Origin of the sequence: Billgrantia kenyensis, assembly GCF_013697085.1 — a bacterium.
GTDB classification, from domain to species: Bacteria; Pseudomonadota; Gammaproteobacteria; order Pseudomonadales; family Halomonadaceae; genus Halomonas; species Halomonas kenyensis.
The window spans coordinates 55,645-74,313 of the sequence record NZ_JACEFT010000022.1 but is presented as its reverse complement, the minus strand read 5'-3'; the positions used below and the strand labels follow the sequence as shown (position 1 = coordinate 74,313).

General features: G+C 58.7%; 16 protein-coding genes. 10 read left to right on the top strand and 6 right to left on the bottom strand.

Features of this window, described 5'->3' with window-relative positions; genetic code table 11:
- Positions 1 to 210 precede the first annotated feature (210 nt).
- On the bottom strand, positions 211 to 687 hold the full coding sequence (locus H1D44_RS15625) for a DUF6544 family protein (RefSeq protein ID WP_338073521.1): 477 nt from the start codon (positions 685 to 687) through the stop codon (positions 211 to 213).
- A gap of 144 nt (positions 688 to 831) precedes the next feature.
- Between H1D44_RS15625 and H1D44_RS15620 the strand changes: the two genes are divergently transcribed.
- Complete coding sequence (locus H1D44_RS15620) at positions 832 to 1,641, top strand: potassium channel family protein (protein WP_181515781.1); 810 nt, start codon at positions 832 to 834, stop codon at positions 1,639 to 1,641.
- A gap of 18 nt (positions 1,642 to 1,659) precedes the next feature.
- A complete protein-coding gene (locus H1D44_RS15615; RefSeq protein ID WP_181515780.1) occupies positions 1,660 to 2,937 on the top strand; it encodes a DUF4236 domain-containing protein in 1,278 nt (425 codons plus the stop codon).
- Between the two features lie 39 nt (positions 2,938 to 2,976).
- Here the strand turns inward: H1D44_RS15615 and H1D44_RS20850 are convergent, their stop codons facing one another.
- Positions 2,977 to 3,657: a helix-turn-helix transcriptional regulator gene (locus H1D44_RS20850; RefSeq protein ID WP_238984550.1), complete on the bottom strand. Its 681-nt coding sequence runs from the start codon at positions 3,655 to 3,657 to the stop codon at positions 2,977 to 2,979.
- A 368-nt stretch (positions 3,658 to 4,025) separates the two neighbouring features.
- On the opposite strand from H1D44_RS20850, the gene H1D44_RS21340 reads away from it, so the two are divergent.
- The 7 genes from H1D44_RS21340 (at position 4,026) to H1D44_RS15575 (ending at position 12,249) form a co-directional block, all read left to right on the top strand.
- On the top strand, positions 4,026 to 4,754 hold the full coding sequence (locus H1D44_RS21340; protein WP_181515779.1) for an acyl-homoserine-lactone synthase: 729 nt from the start codon (positions 4,026 to 4,028) through the stop codon (positions 4,752 to 4,754).
- Between the two features lie 500 nt (positions 4,755 to 5,254).
- Positions 5,255 to 6,028 carry a lasso peptide biosynthesis B2 protein gene (locus H1D44_RS21335; protein ID WP_422671706.1) on the top strand — a complete coding sequence of 258 codons (774 nt, stop codon included), beginning with the start codon at positions 5,255 to 5,257 and terminating at the stop codon, positions 6,026 to 6,028.
- 16 nt (positions 6,029 to 6,044) lie between these two features.
- Positions 6,045 to 7,769 carry an ATP-binding cassette domain-containing protein gene (locus H1D44_RS15595; protein ID WP_181515777.1) on the top strand — a complete coding sequence of 575 codons (1,725 nt, stop codon included), beginning with the start codon at positions 6,045 to 6,047 and terminating at the stop codon, positions 7,767 to 7,769.
- Positions 7,770 to 7,893: 124 nt separating this feature from the next.
- Entirely contained in the window at positions 7,894 to 9,075 is a 1,182-nt protein-coding gene (gene istA, locus H1D44_RS15590; protein WP_181515776.1) for an IS21 family transposase, read from the top strand.
- Positions 9,072 to 9,878 carry an IS21-like element helper ATPase IstB gene (gene istB / locus H1D44_RS15585; protein ID WP_181515775.1) on the top strand — a complete coding sequence of 269 codons (807 nt, stop codon included), beginning with the start codon at positions 9,072 to 9,074 and terminating at the stop codon, positions 9,876 to 9,878. The genes istA and istB overlap by 4 nt, the downstream gene beginning before the upstream one ends.
- A gap of 199 nt (positions 9,879 to 10,077) precedes the next feature.
- Entirely contained in the window at positions 10,078 to 11,496 is a 1,419-nt protein-coding gene (locus tag H1D44_RS15580) for an asparagine synthase-related protein (RefSeq protein WP_181515774.1), read from the top strand.
- Positions 11,497 to 11,973: 477 nt separating this feature from the next.
- Positions 11,974 to 12,249 carry an antitoxin Xre/MbcA/ParS toxin-binding domain-containing protein gene (locus H1D44_RS15575; RefSeq protein WP_238984549.1) on the top strand — a complete coding sequence of 92 codons (276 nt, stop codon included), beginning with the start codon at positions 11,974 to 11,976 and terminating at the stop codon, positions 12,247 to 12,249.
- A gap of 12 nt (positions 12,250 to 12,261) precedes the next feature.
- On the opposite strand, the gene H1D44_RS15570 is transcribed toward H1D44_RS15575, so the two are convergent.
- The 3 genes from H1D44_RS15570 to H1D44_RS15560 form a co-directional block, all read right to left on the bottom strand.
- A complete protein-coding gene (locus H1D44_RS15570) occupies positions 12,262 to 13,149 on the bottom strand; it encodes a DUF6544 family protein (protein ID WP_181515773.1) in 888 nt (295 codons plus the stop codon).
- A gap of 22 nt (positions 13,150 to 13,171) precedes the next feature.
- A complete protein-coding gene (locus H1D44_RS15565; protein ID WP_181515772.1) occupies positions 13,172 to 13,720 on the bottom strand; it encodes a GNAT family N-acetyltransferase in 549 nt (182 codons plus the stop codon).
- Between the two features lie 291 nt (positions 13,721 to 14,011).
- The gene (locus H1D44_RS15560) at positions 14,012 to 17,149 is read right to left on the bottom strand and encodes an autotransporter outer membrane beta-barrel domain-containing protein (RefSeq protein WP_275299103.1); all 3,138 of its coding nucleotides are present in this window, start codon (positions 17,147 to 17,149) and stop codon (positions 14,012 to 14,014) included.
- 575 nt (positions 17,150 to 17,724) lie between these two features.
- Between H1D44_RS15560 and H1D44_RS15555 the strand changes: the two genes are divergently transcribed.
- Entirely contained in the window at positions 17,725 to 18,114 is a 390-nt protein-coding gene (locus H1D44_RS15555) for a GFA family protein (protein WP_181515770.1), read from the top strand.
- Between the two features lie 369 nt (positions 18,115 to 18,483).
- On the opposite strand, the gene H1D44_RS21330 is transcribed toward H1D44_RS15555, so the two are convergent.
- Entirely contained in the window at positions 18,484 to 18,621 is a 138-nt protein-coding gene (locus tag H1D44_RS21330) for a hypothetical protein (RefSeq protein WP_422671701.1), read from the bottom strand.
- Positions 18,622 to 18,669 lie beyond the last annotated feature (48 nt).

Sequence of the window (18,669 nt, the reverse complement as noted above, 5' to 3'; positions counted from 1 at the left end):
ATTCCGAGGTGCTCAAGAAATCAGTCGCTGGACCGGACACCCTTCAATAGTGTTGCGCTTGGGACTTGAGACCGCCCAGCGATAAATTAAAAAATATCATAGATAATCTTGAACGAAAACTCACAAGCTAAATGTTCATAAATATCTCAACACAAACATTATCCTAGCGCAACATTATGAGATGGGGTAATAGGCGCGGCTCTGTATTGTCTAAAAAGCAGAAAACCGCACCTCCCCCACCCTCAGCCGGAAGAACGGAAAGTACGCCTCGGTGCCGAAGTGATTGCCCGCCTCGACCTGGGTGGGCAGGGTGAAGCCTTCGAAGTTCTGGAAGTCGTCCAGGTAGCCGCCGAAGGGCTGGAGCCGCCACTCCTTCTCGGGGTTGGCGTTGCTCCAGCGTTGGAACTGCACCCAGCGCGGTTGGCCGTTCTCGGCCACGGCAATTTCTATGGCTTGTTCCAGGTTGCCGTGGGTGATGATCGCTCGTGCCAGGTTGGGCTCGCCGGTCTCTTGCCAGCGCACTCCGTGCTGGGGCAGCAGCGCTGCCGGGGCCCAGAAGACGGCTTCCGCCACGGCCCGGCCGAACGAGGCGCGCAGGTGGTTGTCGTCGCCCCCGACTCTGGCGAGGGGTAGCGTGCCGTCGAGCCAAAAGCGCGTCCAGGAGCGGCCTTCCGCCATACGGTCCAATCCGCACAGGGCTCGGTGGAAGCGTTGGCAATAACGCCATCCGTGGGCCTGAGCAGTATGTTAATAATGCTGCGTTCCCCATTCGCTTTAGCGGTGGGTCTGAGAGTCTTGTACTGATCAGCTGGCGACGGGATAGGGGGATGCATGCAGCAATCGGATAGCCAGAAGGCCAGCCCCTATGAGGCTGGGCGCCGTCGCTTGTACCAGATGCTCGAGCCCACCGCTCGCCAATCCCCCGGGCTGTCGATCACCAACCGCGTCATAGCCGTTCTGATAGTTCTCGCCACGGCACTGACCATTCTGGAGACGGAGCCGGTAGTTCGAGCGCTTGCTCCACCCTTCTTCGTTACCGCCGAGGTTGTGCTGGCCTTGGCTTTTCTGGTCGAGTACGTCGCGCGCGTGATTGCGGCTGGCGAAGATCCTCGCTATCGAGGGCTGGCTGGACGTTTGCGCTTCATGGTCAGCCCATGGGCAATCATCGACCTGCTGGCGATTCTGCCATTCTTCCTGACCATGGGGGCTGTCAACGCCTTCGCCTTGCGTCTGCTCAAGCTGATCCGGCTACTCAGGCTCGCGCGCCTGGGGCGCTTCTCCAACGCAATCGGCGATCTCTATTCGGCAGTGCGCGGGCGACGCTACGAACTCACGGTAAGTTTGATGGTGGCGGTGGCACTGCTGATCGTCACCAGCAGCGTGATCTATGTCCTGGAAGCCAGCCATCAACCTGAGGCCTTCGGGAGCATTCCCAGAGCGCTCTGGTGGAGCGTGGCCACCCTCACCACCGTGGGCTATGGGGACGTAACACCGGTAACCGCGGCTGGGCAGCTGTTTGCAGGCCTGACCGCTATCGTCGGCATCGGCATGATCGCCATGCCGACCGGCATCCTGGCCGCAGCCTTCAGCGATGCCATGCAGAAACGCCGTGAACAGGCTGAAAACGGCAACAACGAGTGACAAGACAAGGGGTGGAGAATGGCACTTCGATTTCGTCGGCGCATCCGTATTGCGCCAGGCATAAGCCTGAACCTCAGCAAAAGCGGGATCGGGGCCTCCATCGGCCCTCGTGGCGCCAAAATCAGCGTGGGGAGTCGCGGCGTTTATGCCAACGTGGGGCTGCCGGGTACCGGCCTCGCCTTCCGTGAGAAGCTCAACAAGCGTGGTAGCCCGGGAGCAACCAGCGCCCGGGCAGGAGCGCTCTCTCGGGGCAAGGTACTTGAGCAGCAGCTCAAGGCAGGAGGCTCTGCAGTTGCGCGCGTCCGGGTCAATGAGGACGGCGAGGTGGTGATCACCGACGACGATGGGCAGCCATATGATGAGACGGAGCTCCGCGTACTTCGTAAGTACGCTGGGGAGGGCATGCGCGATATGCTCCAGCAAGCGTGCGATCGCCTTAACGCCGATCTGGCTGCGCTAGCGACGGTACACCTTGATACGCTGCCGCCACGAGACACGCCAGTGTTTCAGGCTCGTGCATTTTCCGAGCCTGAGCCTCAGCGCCGGCCTCGCCTCAAGCCGACGCTCTGGAGCCGTATCTGGCCACCGGCGAGGCGCCGACTAGAAGAGCAGAACGAGCGATGGGCTGAACAATACGCGCGCGACTTGAGCGAATGGGAGGATGCGGCGCGGGCCTTCAACGATCAGGAACGGCAACGGCGCGTACAAGAGACCGAGTTAGTGCTGACGAGCCTCGATGCTATGGCCAATGTCCTTGAGGAACACCTGGGGGAAATCCCGTGGCCGAGGGAGACGAACGTGAGCTTCGATCTCGGTGATGATGCCAGCACCATCGCTATCGACATCGAGCTACCCGAAGAGGATGCCTTCCCCGACGTGGAGTACCACCTGGATGCCAAGCAGGCGAAGGTTTCCATTAAAAAAGTCGCCGCCACGCGGCGTCGTATGCTGTATCGCGACTACGCTCATGGCGTTGCGATGCGGGTGCTAGGTGAGATATTCCACCGTCTACCGACCGTTCAGGTGGCGCTGGTATCGGCCTACATGCCGATCCTCGATGCCGGTACTGGGCAGCCCACCGAAAGCTACCTCTACAGTGTTCTGGTCACTAAGTCTCAGTGGCGAGAAATCAATTTCAAGGCCTTGGTCGACATCGAGCTACCTGCCGCCCTGGAGCGCTTCGAGCTGCGAAGAAAAATGACCAAGGCGGGAGTGTTCAAGTCTGTTGAACCGTTCGATGTTGGAGCGCTGGCGAGCCATCAGACTCCCAGTGATCGATTATCCTCCCTCAGCTAATAGGGAGTATTTTTTAGATGAAAATCTACGACCAATGGGTTAAAAACAAATCAAACCTTGATAAGCTGCAGCTGCTATAGCCTGCGCCCGGTTGGATACATTTAACTTCCTATAAATATTATTTAGATGAAACTTAACCGTTCCTTCAGAGAGGTTAAGTATCACCCCAATTTCCCATACCGTTTTCCCTTCACTTGACCATTTTAGCACTTCCAATTCACGCGCAGTCAGCGGCCTAATAGATTTATGCTGCCTTATACAACTCGTTGCCGTATGCAACGCTGGCATGACGTTACTAAGTGCCCATTGGGCTACTGATTGCAGTACGTTGCTATCGACATTTATAGAACAGACAGTGATTACGCCAGAATGCTCTTGCGCATAGCTACACGCAAACCCCGCATGCAAGCCATAACCAGCCGCCATGTCTAAGAATTTAGTTTGGCCGCAATCTCCAAAGTGCTCATAAGCTTCCTTCCAAGAATAAATGTCTAAGGCTACATATGCATAACGTATGACCGGATCGATCCTAGAAAAACCTTGCGCTAGGTACATCTGTATCCATTCCTGAGGATAGTCGTGACTAACAAGGTGTCTGATTGGGGAAGCGGATGGATGTCTAGCCTGGCAAAGAATGATGCCATCGCAACAGCTGAGATCACGAAGCCACTCCAGCGTATCTGAGACGCCTCGCTCTGGCTGTGATAGACAGCTTTTCATATGGCCAATGAGGTCGACAAGAGTCGCTTGATCTATGCTATTGGACACCCTTATATCAACTCCCTCTGATATTCTAGCACTCAATAGAGCATGATCGAGTATAGCATCCCTGGAAGCTGTTCAAATATTGTACAAGAAGGCCGGAAAGTACAATTTCCACATAGGGGACATGACTAAGTAAAGCAGACGAAAATGACCTTACAAGGAGATTAGGCGAGTGGTGGGCTTCTTGACCACTGATCCACCCTTTCCTGGAAGATCCATGGCTAACTCCAGCGGGTTCCACCCTATCCATTCGGTTAGTAGCCAATGCTATCGCTAAAGGTAACGCTAATGCTAGAGATGACGATGAAGGCTCTGGTATACTAATGCGTGATAAAATAGCGGAACCATCTTTCTCAAGTGGTGTAAATTCACTTACTCTTGACCGCCATGAATACTGCCTTGAATATCCATTGTGCGACTGTCGGTTAGCCCAAGCATTCGAGCTAAGAGCCCAGGTCTTTTGCAGTGAGCTTGGATGGGTAGGCCGCCGAGGTCAGTTGAAAGAAGTCGATGCTTTCGATGGCAGCGCTTGGCATCTCGGAGTTCTGGCTCAGGGTCAGCTAGCAGCTTACTTACGAGTGCATCCTTATTGGGCACCTTGGATGATCGATAGTGTTTTTTCTGACACCGTGCCGACGGGTTGCTCACTACGTGGACCCGGCAAATGCGAAGTATCACGCTTGGCAATAGCTCCAGGATACCGCCGTTTCGCTTTTTCAGATGGTCAGACCCCAACTAGCTTAATCTTACAGCTCTTGTATACTTTTTGTGTTCTAAAACAAATCAACAAAGTGTACATGGTCGTTACTGATCGTTCACTACGTGCCTTGAGGCTGCAAGGTCTCCCCTGCCATTCCGGGCCATTGCCTCATCGTAAGGCTGATCGTGATGCGCCGGTTTTCGCTACGCTCAACTGGGATGAATTTCGGTCAAGCAGCAACCCACTTATTGCTAAGCGTCGTCCTGCGTTTTTGGCAATGGTGGGGCATGCAAAATTCTCATATCAGGGAAAACTGGAAGCATCTAGATACCGCTGCCAATCAGACCTATAACCCCACCTTTCGATCTTCGCTGTCTTATTCTTACTAATGACTGCCGTCAGATACTAGCGCATAATGGATGAAGAGAGCTTGCCATTTCTCTTCTTACCAGAGCCTCTCACTACCGTTGACCCAAAAAAACAAAGAAGTGACCTACTTCGTAGCAAGTGAAAACAGGTTATGGATCGCAAGGGCCGACCACATATTAGACAATGTCGAGATCAAGCCAACATATAGCTATCCGGACGGTTAGGTGCGCAAGCTGGCTACACCCGATAATCTCATGTGTGCCGACGTCGGAATCGAAACAAGGCCACACAAGGAGAAAGACATGTTGAAGAAAAAAATTGTGAAGAAGCACCTTCCCAGCGTGCTACGTCAAAAGGCATCCACCTTTAGAGCGAGCCGTGCAACCCGGGGATCAGGCGGTGGCGCCATTATTGAGGGCACCTACGCTGTCTACAGGGACCCGTGGACCTGAAGGGCTAGCGGCATGTCGCACTCAGTGCGACATGCCGCACCGTCACGTCCTTATACCGCCGTGCTCGTGCAGCCATTTCCAACTCGGGAAATCACGGAGCCATGCCATGGCGATTTACCCAACGTTTAGCCGATATGCCCACAACGTCCTACTTAACGGCGAATTCATCATCCTTGATGAGAGATCAGACTGTTATCTTATCCTAGAGGCACCTGCTAGCCTAGAACTTGAGTCGGCGCTAACAGAGGGTGGTGAACAGTCAGAGTCTGTCCGGGCGCTGCTCGACATGGGAATACTCGAGCTCTCTAACCAGCGGCAGGCTGTCCGGAGAGTAACTGTCCGGGAGCATGGAATTGGCGACTATGAGTGGCGATTCTCTCGCCAATTCCACCAAGCTGTCCCAGATACAGGAATGTGCATCCGCGCGCTAAAGAATTTGCTTTGGGCGAAGACTTTGCTAACGACGCAGGGATTTCACAATGCAATGAACAGTCTGCGCACTCTAAAAGCTACACGTGCAAATACGACACACTTACCGACGGAATGCAGTGAACAAAAGCGAAGTTGCGAAAGCGCTGCTGCAGCCATAGCAGTGGTTGCACTCTGGCTACCTTATCGTGTGGAGTGCCTGGAATATTCCATGTCATTGTCACGACTTCTTCTTTCACTCGGTATCTGTCCCATGTTTCGCATAGGGGTTCAACGGTACGACTTCTTATCACACGCTTGGGTTGAAGTTGGAGGACAAGTGCTAGGAGATGATCCAAACTTGCCCAAGAGGATGTATCCGATTGTTGAAATCTAGACCACAGAGCCTTGCCATGTCTGATATGAAAGATACCTACCCTTCATCCTATGTGAAAACCTACCGGCGTGGGCTCGATCTGGTCCGCTCACGCTATCCACGATTCTTTGTCCATCTCGTGCTCGTTCTGCTACTTATGATCAGCATAGCGGCAGTGGGCGCTGCGGTTCCCTATTTACTCCGGCAAACCACCAACCTCTTAGTGGAAGAGTCGGGCGAGGCAGTGGTGGGCATGATCTACGTCTTCGCCACGGCCTATGCGGTCGGTTGGACACTGAGCAACATGATGGAGTGGGGCAAGAATCTCGCGAGCTCATACGTTATGGCCAGGTGCGATGCTGCCGTATATTCGAGCGTTGTGCGGCGCCTTTTTCGCCTGCCTTACCAAGCGCAGCACCGGCTGGATACGGGCGTGGTCATGGCGGATGTGAACCGCGCGATGAGCAGCTTTGGCCTGATCAACCACGCCATCTTCTGGACCATCGCCCCGGTGGTCATCCAGCTCTGCTTCGTATTCGGTATTCTGTGGCAGGTGATAAATCTTACCTTCGCGGCCGCCTTCATCCTGGCCATTGTGGTGCTCTTCGTGCTCACCTACCGAATTGCCGATACGACAACCCGCATTCACAAGAACTTCTACCAGACGCATACCCAGCTGAGTGAATTCCTCGCCGAGCGCCTGCGCGCCCTGTACGACATCAAGATCAACCTCGCGGTCGGATATGAAGAGCGCACCCTCGACCAGCATCTTCGCACCTACGTTCACACCGTGTACGGGACCCATGCCAAGCTCAGCGGCTTAATGGGTGGGCAAGTGCTCGCTGTGGGCCTCGTGCTGGGAGGGTTCACGCTCTATACCGTCAGTGAAACGCTACGCCAGCGTTACCAAGTCGGCGACTTCATCATGATCACAACCTATGTAGTTCAACTCACTTCACCGTTCGTCATGATTGCGGCGGCTTTGATCGACCTCAAGAAGAACTACGTTGCCCTCGGGGACGGCCTTAGATACCTTGACCTGCCGACTGAGCCAAAGGCCACCGCCGATACCCTTCTTGATCCTCAGCAGCCCGTGTTCGCACTGCGTGCGGTTACTTTGCGCTCTGATGACGTCACGGCCGCCATGCCGCTCAATTTGGAGATTAAGGCTGGCAAGATGTACGGGGTGCGTGGCCCATCCGGAAGCGGGAAGTCCACTTTGTTGAGGACCCTTCTCGGGCTCGAGCCCCAGGCGGCCGGCGAGATACTCTTCCACGGTGTCAGTGTTCGCCGCCTTTCACCAGAGGCGATCCTTGGTGAAGTGAGTGTCGTTCCCCAAGCGCCGCTGATCTTTAGCGGCAGTCTTCGCGAAAACCTGCTATACGCGCACCCTCAGCCCGTGCCTGACCAGGAGCTGCTGGCACTCGTCGACCTCCTAGATCTAGGACGGATCGGCGGTGAAACCTCCGGCGAAGGCGTGCTGGACCGGAATGTTGGGGTACAGGGCAGGAATCTCTCCGGCGGAGAGCAGCAGCGCGTCGCCATTGGCAGAGCACTGCTGCGCGGCACACGCAACATGATCCTCGATGAGCCCACGGCAGCGCTGGATAGTGTGCGCGAGATTCAGCTCATGCAGGCGCTAAGAGCACGCGTTGAGACTCTGGTGGTCGTTAGCCACCGAGAGCAGGTGCTGGCACTTGCCGATGAGTGGATCGATATCGGGCCGTGCAACGCGCCGACTTTGGCAGAGCAGGGGAGCTAACCTTATGTCTTTGGTGAAATCTGTCAGCGTCAGAGCTATAAGTCCGTAGATCATCAAAACAGATTGTCCCCCCGACCCGCATGGCCTTCCCTTGTTGGTGACGAAGCCTACAAGAGACCTGGCCATGCTGAGCCGAGAGGACTTTCTCATGATAAAGCAACTTCACCAGCGAGGCGCTCACCTCGTGGACATTGCCCATCAGATCGGCTGCTGTGAACGCACCGTGCGCCGCCACTTGGGCCGCGAGGCGGCGCCAACGGGGCGACCGGCCAAGCCGCGAGCGAGCAAGCTAGATCCCTACAAACCGATCATCGATCAGCTGTTGGCCGATAACGTCTGGAACGCCACGGTGATCTTCCAACTGATCCGTGAGCAGGGCTATACCGGCGGCAGCACCCTGGTGCGGACATACGTTCAACCCAAGCGAGCCCTACGGCCCAGCAAGCAGACCGTGCGCTTCGAGACCCCGCCCGGCTTCCAACTGCAACATGACTGGGGCGAGATCGACGCGGTAGTGGCCGGTCAACGCTGCAAGGTCAACTTCGCGGTCAACACGCTGGGCTACTCGCGTCGCTTCCATGCCTGGGCGGCACCCAGCCAGGATGCCGAGCATCCCTATGAGTCGCTGGTGCAGGCCTTCCGCTACTTCGGCGGCGTGCCGCGCACGGTGTTGGTGGATAACCAGAAGGCGGCGGTGTTGAAGCATGACCGAGATCACCGCGTCATCTTCAATGCCGGCTTTCTGCAACTGGCCAACCACTACGGTTTCGCCCCAAAGGCCTGTCGCCCGCAGCGCCCCCGGACCAAGGGCAAGACCGAGCGCATGGTGGGCTACGTGAAGCAGCACTTCTTCCAGCGCTACCGGCAATTCGAGAGCTATGCCCACCTGAACCAACTGCTCCAGCAATGGCTGGAGCGGGTGGCCGATCAGCGACCGCTACGGCAGTTCCGCCAAAGCCCGGCCGAACGCTTTACCGCCGAGGTGGTGGCCCTCCAGACCCTGCCGGCCACCGACTTCGATACCCGCTATCACGACCTGCGCCAGGTCGGCTGGGACGGCTACATCGAGGTACGCGGTAACCGCTACAGCGTGCCCGATGGCTACTGCGGGCAGGCGGTGGTGATCCGGCTGAGCCTGGATGACGAACTGAGCGTTTATACCCCAGCCGGTGACCGGATCGCCCAACACCGCCTCCAGACGCCACAGGCCGGCTGGCGTACCGTGCCGGAGCATCATGCCGCTCTGTGGCAGCAGAGCCTCTCCGTCCAGCAGCGAGACCTGAGCGTCTACCAGGAGGTGCTGTGATGGCCCTGGAACAGTTGCTCGACCGTCTGAAGATGGAGCACCTGCAGGCCTCGCTCGACAGCCTCTGCGAGCATGCCAGCAAACAGGATCTGAACTACCGCGAATTCCTCGAGCAGGCCCTTGCCCAGGAGTGGGGCGGGCGCCACCAGAAGGGCCTGGAGTCGCGCCTGAAACAAGCTCGGCTCCCCTGGATCAAGACCCTGGAGCAGTTCGACTTCAGCTTCCAGCCCAGCATCGATCACAAGATCGTGCGTGACCTGGCTGGCCTAAGCTTTGTCGAACGCGGCGAAAACGTGGTGCTGCTCGGCCCGCCCGGGGTGGGGAAAACGCACCTCGCCGTGGCGTTGGCGGTGAAAGCCGCTGAAGCCGGGCACCGCGTGCTGTTCATGACCTTGGATCGGCTGGTCAGCACGCTGATGCGCTCACGGCAGGAGAATCGTCTGGACCGACAACTCCAGCAGCTGACCTACCCCAAGGTGCTAGTGCTCGACGAGATGGGCTACCTGCCCATGACCCGCGAAGAGGCCAGCCTGTTCTTTCGTTTGATCAATCGGCGCTACGAGCGAGCCAGCACCATCCTCACCTCGAACAAGTCGTTCATGGACTGGGGCGAGATCTTTGGCGATCAGGTCATCGCCACGGCGATCCTGGACCGGTTACTGCACCACTCGACCACGCTGAACATCAAGGGCGAAAGCTACCGGCTGAAGGACAAGCGACGCGCCGGACTGGTGACCCCCCAAGCCAAGAAGGAGGACGAACCCTCACACGACCCTGAATCTGTTCCGATGAAAGAGCACTGATAAAAACCGGACAATCTGAATTGATAAAAAACGGACAACCTTCACTGACGTTGACAAATCCCCAGATGGTCTACATGATAGCGGTAATAACCTTTGTCTGAAAGGCGTTGCGCGCTACTTCATCGGCCGTTACCCGCTGGTGATTAGTCTCAATGACAATTCAATTACCTCAGCGCAAGAGGAAAACATACTCAGCGAGATGAAGCCATGGCGCACCGCACGCGCTCCGTATATCGCAACCGAGGATGGCAAAATAACGGTACGGAACCCACTGGGCAGTTGCCGCGAGATTTATTTACGAACTACCTCTTCAGGTGTAGTAGTTGGAAGAACACTTGAAGATGTTCTTGAGAAAGGAGCTAACACGCCAGCGCTTGAGAAGATTGTCGCGCATCTTAATAACGACCGTGCACTGGGTTTCTCGGTTTGGCAAGATGTCCACGCCATTCCCGCCGGCGGAGTGGCTTACGTACAGCGTAGCGGAACTTTCCAAATCGCCTCAGAAATAGACTTATTACATAACGACAGCACAGCCTCTGAAAATCCGGCGGAGATCCTTGAAGAATTACTTCGACGAGAGGAGTTTACAGAGCGTTTCGGAGTTTCTTTCTCTGGCGGGTGTGACTCAACGTCTTTACTCTATGCTGCTGCTTCAGTATACGGGGTAGATAAGCCCGTGGCATTCACTTGGCACTTCCCAGGTGGAAGTGCGCATGATGACGCGAAGATTGCTGCGGCTATTGCCGCCAAACTCGGAGTCGAGCACTTCTCTTTAACACTTTCGGAAGATTTGCTCTTTCGACCGATCCAGCGCCCTCTACCTGCAACTCCTTCAACTGCACTCGCTTTCCAAGCCGTAATCCATCGGCTCGCAGAAGACCTATCGGTACGAACTAAGACACGGCCTGTGACAATTTTAGATGGTCATGGTGGTGATCAGATATTTCTGGATCCTGTGCCGGTGGCAACGCTACGAGATACGTTGCACAGCCAACCTTCGGCATTCGCACGTAAACTCAGGCACTATGCTAAACTGTACTCGGTTAGCTATATCCGCATATTGCGAGAAATGCTTAAAACACCTCCGAATCCGCCTAACAAATTTCTCCGAAAGGAGGTGATTTCGAGCTTCCGTCGAGATAATTTCTCGCTTATAGCGGCGAGAAATCATTCTCTAAGGTATGCATGGGTGCAAGATGCTATCAGCGAGAACAGCTATCGAGTCATCTGCGATGAGCGGGCGCAGTATTTGAGGCCCTTTACGCAGAGCGAAATGCTCCGTTACGCTCTCTCGTTTCCTACAGAAGCTCTCTATGACGAAAACCATACACGACTGCCTTTTCGGAAAGTAGTCGCGGAACACTATAATACAACTGCCGTTTTCAGGCGCAGGAAGGGCTCGGTTACAGGAGCGTTTCAGAAAGCATTGTGGCACAATAGAGCGTATCTGGAGACTCTGGTTCTTGAGGGTCAGCTTTCTCAATGGGAACTAATTGATCATGAAAGATTTAGAGAAGTCTACAACCAGACAGCACTAGGCTCTGGTGGGTTTGACTACGATCTTCTTAAGCTCCTTACCACTGCATTACTTATAGACGCCTACCAACGGCTATTGTAGTTTGAAAAACTTGGTTGGCATCTCTCTACTCCCTTAAATAATGCGGTCTCTTAGAGGATGCTCTTTTCCGCCAAGGATGCACCCGATGGCAGTACGGGTAATGCAGAATTCGGTAAGTGCTTCACCACCTCTGGGCCGTAGAAGAACACCCTAGCCGCAAAGCCGTCGGTGAAGTCCTCGAAACGATGAACATCGCCGGCGGGTACAAACAACACTTCCCCGTCTCGAAGGGCTGGCGGGTATCGCCGTTGAGGAACTGGCCGAAGCCGGAGATGACGACGTACACCTCGGCGAAGGGGTTAGTGACAGCCCTTCTCCATTTGAGCGATAATTCCTTATATCCGCCATTTGGCTCATGGTGGTCTTGATGGCCCCACCTCAAATGCCCGCCGAAAAACGCCAACACATGAGCGTGGCGGCGATGCGTACATACCCCGACATCGCCAACGGTTGGGGTTGAAGGAGCAGGAAGCCGCCTTGCTGCTTGGCGTGCCTGAGCCCACCTATCGGCGCTGGCACAAGCAGCCCACGGCGGCTCGGCTCGACGTCAATCAGCTCGAGCGCATGTCGCTGATTCTGGATATCTACAAGGCTCTTCAGATCCTGCTGCCGCGTGCCGACGCCGCGGACGCTTGGCTGCACCGACCTAATCATAATCCCTTGTTTGCTGGCCAGCCACCTCTGGACCGGCTGCTCAGCGGCTTGGTGCAGGATCTCTATGTGGTCCGCCAGCATCTCGCTGATCTTGCCTAGTACCATTGAGCTCTACGCCCCCGAGAACCGCACCTCCTCCACCCTCACCCGAAAGAAAGGAAAGTACGCCTCGGTGCCGAAGTGATTACCCGCCTCGACCTTCGTGGGCAGGGTGAAGCCTTCGAAATCTTGGAAGTCGTCGAGGTAGCCGCCGAAGGGCTGGAGTCGCCACTCCTTCTCGGGGTTGGCGTCGCTCCAACGCTGGAACTGCACCCAGCGCGGTTGGCCGTTCTCGGCTACGGCGATCTCGATGGCTTGCTCCAGGGTGCCATGAGTGATGATCGCTCGTGCCAGGTTGGGCTCGCCGGTCTCTTCCCAGCGCACTCCTGTCTCTTGCCAGCGCACTCCGTGCTGGGGCAGCAGGGCTGCCGGGGCCCAGAAGGCGGCTTCCGCTACCGCTCGGCCGAACGAGGCGCGCAGGTGGTTGCCATCGCCGCCGGCCCTGGCGACGGGCAGCGTGCCGTTGAGCCAGAAGCGTGTCCAGGAGCGGCCTTCGGCCATGCCGTCCGAGCCGCTCATCTGCATCAGGCCGGAACCGGCCCGTTCGAGCTGCCAGATGAAGCCGTGCGGCGGGGCGAGTATCTGGCGTGCCCGCATGGGGCGGTAGCCGGGGTCTTCCTTGCTACCGAGGCCGATCTCGCCGGTCATGTGGATTTCGCTGACGACGTGAAGCGGCGTGCCCGGGGCGATGGTGTAGAGGAAGTAGCGCCGGGCGGCGTCGGGCAGGTCTTCCACCATGGCGGGGTCGAACGTTTCGACGGTGGCGGGCGCCTGGGATTGCAGCCATGCCCAGGCCTGCTCCATCGCACGGTTATCGGCCAGGCGCCAGGCTTGCATGGCCAGTACGCCGGTGAGTACAAGCGCTAATAGCAGAGCTGAGACTCCCCCCAGGTAGGCCATCCGGTTTCTCCTGCGCTTCGCCCTATCGGCCATTCTTCAAGCCCTTGTGCACGGCTAAACTTGCCTGCTCAAGATTATCTCTTGATGCCACGCTGACCGATGCCACCAGGTAGCGACAGCCATCCAGGCTTTGACCATCGGGAGGGGTTGCGTCACTGAACCCCAGGCGAGCATAGAGCCTGGCTGCTGGGTTGTTTGGATAGACGTTAAGCGCGCACTCGGTGACGCGCAGCGCTTCGCCTCCCTCTCTCGCCAAGGCGGCAATGAGTCGGGCCCCAAGGCCTTGGCCGCGATGAGCCGGGGCGATGGCAAGCCGCATCAGGTGGCAGCGCTCATGGCGTCGGCAATACTGCCCGAAGCCCAGGAGGCTGCCCCTGTCGTTCAGCAACGCTCGGCTCGTCACGCTCTCGAGTTGCAGGTCGTCGTGGAAGCTCTCGGCGGTGAAGGGGTAACGGATGCCAGGCCCGCCCCACAACCGGGCATGCTCGGCATCCGGAAACCAGGACTGCAGTAGTGCCAGGTGCCGCTCATGAGCCGGTGCCAGGTACAGCGACCTGGAAGCCAATCTCATCGGGATACTCCAAGCAGTGCTCTCTGCCTTGAGAGTAACGCGCCCGGAGCTCGGACAGTACGATCATTGCCGGCCCCCCTTCATCCCTGGCCGGCCTGGAGGACGCCCGCCGTATTGTCGGCCACATGGCAGGGCCGGCACCTCGGCTATGAGTGAAACAGTGAGCGGATTTGCCATGTCCTCGCGCTGCGATTGGTGGAGTGAGGATTGTAACTGCTGGTGGAGACTGGCGGGGGCGCTGGATGAGCCGGCATATAGCCGCTCGGCTTGGTCTCACTGCCGCTGTCTGGCTCAGAACCTGTGCGTCAAGCGGATTCCGCCAGCGTGGGCGCGGGTGTCGTTGCCGAACTGGCCGTCGTAACTCACCCCAAGGCTGGTCGTGTCGGACAGTGAGAGATCGAGGCCTGTCTCGACGACCGCGGCGTTGCGGTCGATCGCCGTGCCGGAAACCGTGAAGGGTTCGCCGCCAGCGAAGGCGTGGGTGCTCTGGGGCTCCAGATCGCCCAGCGCATGACGCCAGCCGAGCGAGCCGTTCAGGGTCACCTCCTTGTCGCCCAGCGCCAGCGGGGCGGTGCTTCGCAACCCAAGCGTGGTGAATCCCGTCTCGCTGGTGGCGTCATCCACCGAGAGCGCCGCTGCACTGCCACTCTCGTCGAAGCCGCTGATCCGCTGTTGCACCCAGGCCGCGTTGACGAAGGGCTCGACACTGACCGCGCCGGTATCGAAGGCGTAGCCCAGCTCAGCGAACCCTTGGAGCGTCCGGCCACGGGTATCGCCGGTCAGTTCTTGGCCAAGTGCGTGGCGCTCGGTATCGATCCAGTGCCAGCTGTGGGCAGCGCCCAGGCGCAGGCCGAGCGCCCCCCACTGGCGTCCTGCGTAAAGGCCCAGGTGAACATTGTCACTGTCGCCGCTGGTCAGGCGGTCGTCCACCGAGGCGTCGGTGCGGGTGTAGCCGGCCGAGAGGCCGAGCCGCCAGTCGTCGCCCAGCCTGTCGAGCGTGGCATCCCTACCGGCCAGAAAGCCCCATTCGCGGCTGTCGAGGTCAGCGGTATCACCGTCGCCGTCGAACGCCACGTTGGCCCCAACAATGCTCACCCAGAGCGGGTCGTCACTGCCGTCGGGCGCATTGCCGGCGCTGCGCATGTGCGCCATCAGGCTGTCGCGGACCAAGCCGCTGCCGGTCAGCAGGGCCGATTGCGTCGATGCGATACCTTCGCCGGAGAGTTGATCCAGAGCCGCAGCAGCCTGTGCCGCACTCATGTTCAAGACGGCGTCGTATACCGCGTTGCCTGCCCCCAGGGAAAACGCCCCGCCGCCGGCGGCACACTGGTTGCTGCTCTGCCCCGCTAGGCAGAAGGTGGTGGTGCCATCGACCAGGCGCGAGGTGAGGTAGTAGTTGTCGGCATCGAAGCTGCCGGCGAAATCAAGGTAGGCGTAGTCGTCGCTGATCACCGGCCCTGCGCCCGCCACGCTCAGACCGCCGCCGCTGGTAAGGATGGTGTAGGTGGTACCGTCGGCGTAGCCGCTGGATCCGTCGTCGCTGCCGTTCTCGGGCGTGACGTGGATCAACGAGCCCTCCTCGAGGGTGGCGGCGCCGGCCACGGCGATCAGGTCGTTGTGCACCCCCGGCGTATTGCCGCCGCCGCGCAGCTCGACCTCATAGGTGGCGCCACTGCCCAGGGTATAGTTGCCCGCCACGTTGAGCGTGCCGATGGAGTTGCCCGGCTGCACCACACTGCCGCTGCCGGCCCGCAGTTCACCCAGCGTGCCGGAACCGCCCAGGAAGCCACCAGCGTTAACCGTCACCTCGCCGTCGATCTCCCCATCGACATCGAAACGGCCGCCATTGACCGTGGCATCGCCGGTGATGGAGCCACCGGCCGCCACCACCAGCGTGCCCGCGTTGACGGTGGTGCCGCCGGTGTAGGTGTTGGTGCCGGTAAGCGTCAGGGTGCCCGCCTCGGTCTTGGTGAGACCACCACTGCCGGTGATCTCGGTGGCGATGGTCGCCTGGTCCGCCAGCACGCGGATCTCGCTGCCGTTGGCCTCAGTGACTAGCTGCCCGGCGCCTTCAAGCCGATAGCCCTCGTCGACGAACTGCAGGCCGGCAAAGGATTGCGCGCCCTCCACCTCGATAGTACCGCCGTTGAAGCCACCGGCATCCTTGAAGATGGCATGCTGCCCGGCCCAGGCGGCTGGCGCTGTGCCCTCCCGGTTCAGCCACTGCGTGTCCGTGGCGCCCCAGACCCCATCGCCACCTTGCCAGTGCTGCAGGCTATCGTCGCCCAGGGCGCCGATGAACAGATCGACCCGGCCCTCGCCCGCCTGCAGCTCGTATAGATCGGCATGGGGTAGAGAGGGCGTTGTCCCGATAGTGGCGGTATTGGCGGTCAGTTCGCCGCCGTAGGTCATCAGTCGATAGTAGCCAAGCCCCACCGTGCCATCATCGGACTCGTCGCTCTGGCTCAGGTTGAGCGTGCCATTGAAGGCAAGGTCGCCAGCCACGTTGACGCGATCCGACGCACCGGATGCAGGGTCAGCCGCCGAGCCTGAAGTCCCCAGCTCGAACTCGCTGATGGCCCCACTTTCCAGGGTCAGATCACCATCGACGGTCAGCGTGCCGATGGAGTTGCCGGGGGCGAGGATGCCACCAGACTCCACCAGGGTATCGCCCACTGTGCCGGAGCCGCCCAGGATGGCGCCGTCGCGCACCCTGGTCAGCACCGAGCTGGCGATGGTGCCATTGACCAACAGCCGGCCGTCGCTGATGGTCGTGGGGCCATAATAGGCGTGTGAGCCGGATAGGGTGGTCGTTCCGCTACCCAGGTGATTGACCGAGGTGGTGCCATGGACGGTGTGGGTGGTGGTGATGGCAACCGCCTCACCGTTGGCAGTGCCATCGCGGGTGAAATGATAGTCGTCGCCGCTGTGATTGAAATTGAGCGTTGCCGTACCACCACCACCCCGAACCGTCGGCGCATTGACCACCCCAGGCGCCCCGCCCTGACCGATGTTGAGGGTGCCGTCGCCACCACTCCATCCGAGGCCGAGGTAATAGCTTTCACCAGCATCAACGCCAGCGCCGTCGCTGATGGTCAAGGTGCCAGTGCCCGGGTAACCAACGATTATCGATTGGTTGCTGCTCAGCCTGGAACCCTCTCCGGTCACTGTAATATCGCCACTAGCGCCATCTCTATTGCCAGCATAAATAGCACGGCTGCTCACGCGAGCTCCGTTGGTGATATCGAGCGTCCCCGTATTCGCGTCACCGACTACGAGCCAGTTGGCTTCCGCGACTCCAGATTGCACTAGGGCTGTGCCGCCGTTGTCGATATGAACGTTATCGCTGGCGCTGGGGACGCCGCCACTCCAGTTGACGGCATCGAACCAGTCGCCTGTGTCGCCAGTCCAGTTACTCGCCCAGGCCATCGGCACCACACACGTGAGTGGGACGACCAGCGTGGAGGCCATCGCCCAACGGTGGGCCGGTCGCATCCTATGGGACCGCGGCGTCAGAGAGGTCATAGCGGTCAATCCCTGTGTGCTCCGCACGGCACTTTGATTCGTTTTCACGACACTTGGCTTCGACATGCTGTGATCAATGGCTGGTAGCGATGAAACGAGACGAACACGACCGGAACATGGGTCTCCGGAAGTTCTGTTTCGGCTACTTAAGTAACATGCCTGACGGCAGCGTGCTTCCACTCAGCGCCACATCACGACTAGCGTGATCCCAGGGTTCCCAGAAAGACCGGTGTGCAACGTCTCATTAAGAGACGTCAGCCGCGCTTCGTCCACGGCGCTTTGATCATGAACTTCGCCAGATGTGTCACGGAAATCGCAGTGAGCCAAGGCCAGCGCCGAGTTCCATGGCCGCACCTGGCAGTGACGCTATTCCAACGGTTTACCGCTACCTTAGCTTTATCGTCACCAAAGAACACGCTGGAAGCCCAAGGGGAATCGTTGTAAGCATTCTGGCGGCTTGGCTAGAGAGGAGGCAAAGCATGGATCAATTCACCGGCGGCTGCCTTTGCGGCGACGTTCGCATCGTGGCATCCGGACGCCCCTATCGGATCGGCCTTTGTCACTGCCTCGACTGCCGCAAGCATCATGGGGCACTGTTTTACGCCTCCGCCGTGTTCCCCCAGGAGTCGGTGACGATCACAGGAAAGACACACGACTATGCGGGGCGGCATTTCTGCCCGCGCTGCGGCTCGTCCGTGTTCGCGCGCACTGCCGACGAAGTCGAAGTGCACCTGGGGGCACTGGATGCTTCTGACCAACTGATACCCACCTACGAAAGCTGGGCTATCCGTCGTGAGCCCTGGTTGCCGCCGTTCCCGCTCAAGAGATACGAGCGCGACCGTGACGACACGGAGCGCTATGAAGAGTAGATTCGTGTGCTGGAGCGAGAATCCCATCTGCAGGACCTGCCCGGTTTGGGCGAGCCCATATGCTGCGTGGCCCCGAGGATGAGGATCACGTCCTCTACGCCTCCCCGAGGCGTTCCGCACCACCCACGCCAACGCTGGCCAACGTCGTCCCGTGGTGCTCTACCTGGGGCCCCGACGTTCGAGAGTCTTGCGACATCAGCAGCGCATCGGGCCGGCTCACCTTGCCGTCTGCCTGGAACATGCCGCTACGTTGTACCAAGCGAGTGGCTATCCGGTAGAGGGAGTGCTCCTGCTCGATGCGCGTGCCCGCCTGCTGCGTGACCAGGTGGGAAAGGTCCAGGATGGCATGGCGCAGTACGGGATCCGATATCAGCGTTTCCCTGCTCCTAAATCGCCCGGCGTCTTCGCGCCCCCTGCGTCGGCAAACATTGACTCCACCTGACGGGGAGACACATACACCATGACATAGCCCAGCGTACTGTCGTTGCCTGGGTGTCCGTCATGCACTTCCTCAGGATTGAGCAGGACGACATTGCCCGGCGAACTGCGGTGGAA

Excerpts from the sequence above, each read along its gene's own strand:
- H1D44_RS15620 (WP_181515781.1), top strand. The coding sequence starts at position 832 with ATGCAGCAATCGGATAGCCAGAAGGCCAGCCCCTATGAGGCTGGGCGC.
- H1D44_RS15615 (WP_181515780.1), top strand. The coding sequence starts at position 1,660 with ATGGCACTTCGATTTCGTCGGCGCATCCGTATTGCGCCAGGCATAAGC.
- H1D44_RS20850 (WP_238984550.1), bottom strand. The coding sequence starts at position 3,657 with ATGAAAAGCTGTCTATCACAGCCAGAGCGAGGCGTCTCAGATACGCTG.
- H1D44_RS21340 (WP_181515779.1), top strand. The coding sequence starts at position 4,026 with ATGCGTGATAAAATAGCGGAACCATCTTTCTCAAGTGGTGTAAATTCA.
- H1D44_RS21335 (WP_422671706.1), top strand. The coding sequence starts at position 5,255 with ATGCCGCACCGTCACGTCCTTATACCGCCGTGCTCGTGCAGCCATTTC.
- H1D44_RS15595 (WP_181515777.1), top strand. The coding sequence starts at position 6,045 with ATGTCTGATATGAAAGATACCTACCCTTCATCCTATGTGAAAACCTAC.
- istA (WP_181515776.1), top strand. The coding sequence starts at position 7,894 with ATGCTGAGCCGAGAGGACTTTCTCATGATAAAGCAACTTCACCAGCGA.
- H1D44_RS15580 (WP_181515774.1), top strand. The coding sequence starts at position 10,078 with ATGAAGCCATGGCGCACCGCACGCGCTCCGTATATCGCAACCGAGGAT.
- H1D44_RS15570 (WP_181515773.1), bottom strand. The coding sequence starts at position 13,149 with ATGGCCTACCTGGGGGGAGTCTCAGCTCTGCTATTAGCGCTTGTACTC.
- H1D44_RS15565 (WP_181515772.1), bottom strand. The coding sequence starts at position 13,720 with ATGAGATTGGCTTCCAGGTCGCTGTACCTGGCACCGGCTCATGAGCGG.
- H1D44_RS15560 (WP_275299103.1), bottom strand. The coding sequence starts at position 17,149 with ATGGCCTGGGCGAGTAACTGGACTGGCGACACAGGCGACTGGTTCGAT.
- H1D44_RS15555 (WP_181515770.1), top strand. The coding sequence starts at position 17,725 with ATGGATCAATTCACCGGCGGCTGCCTTTGCGGCGACGTTCGCATCGTG.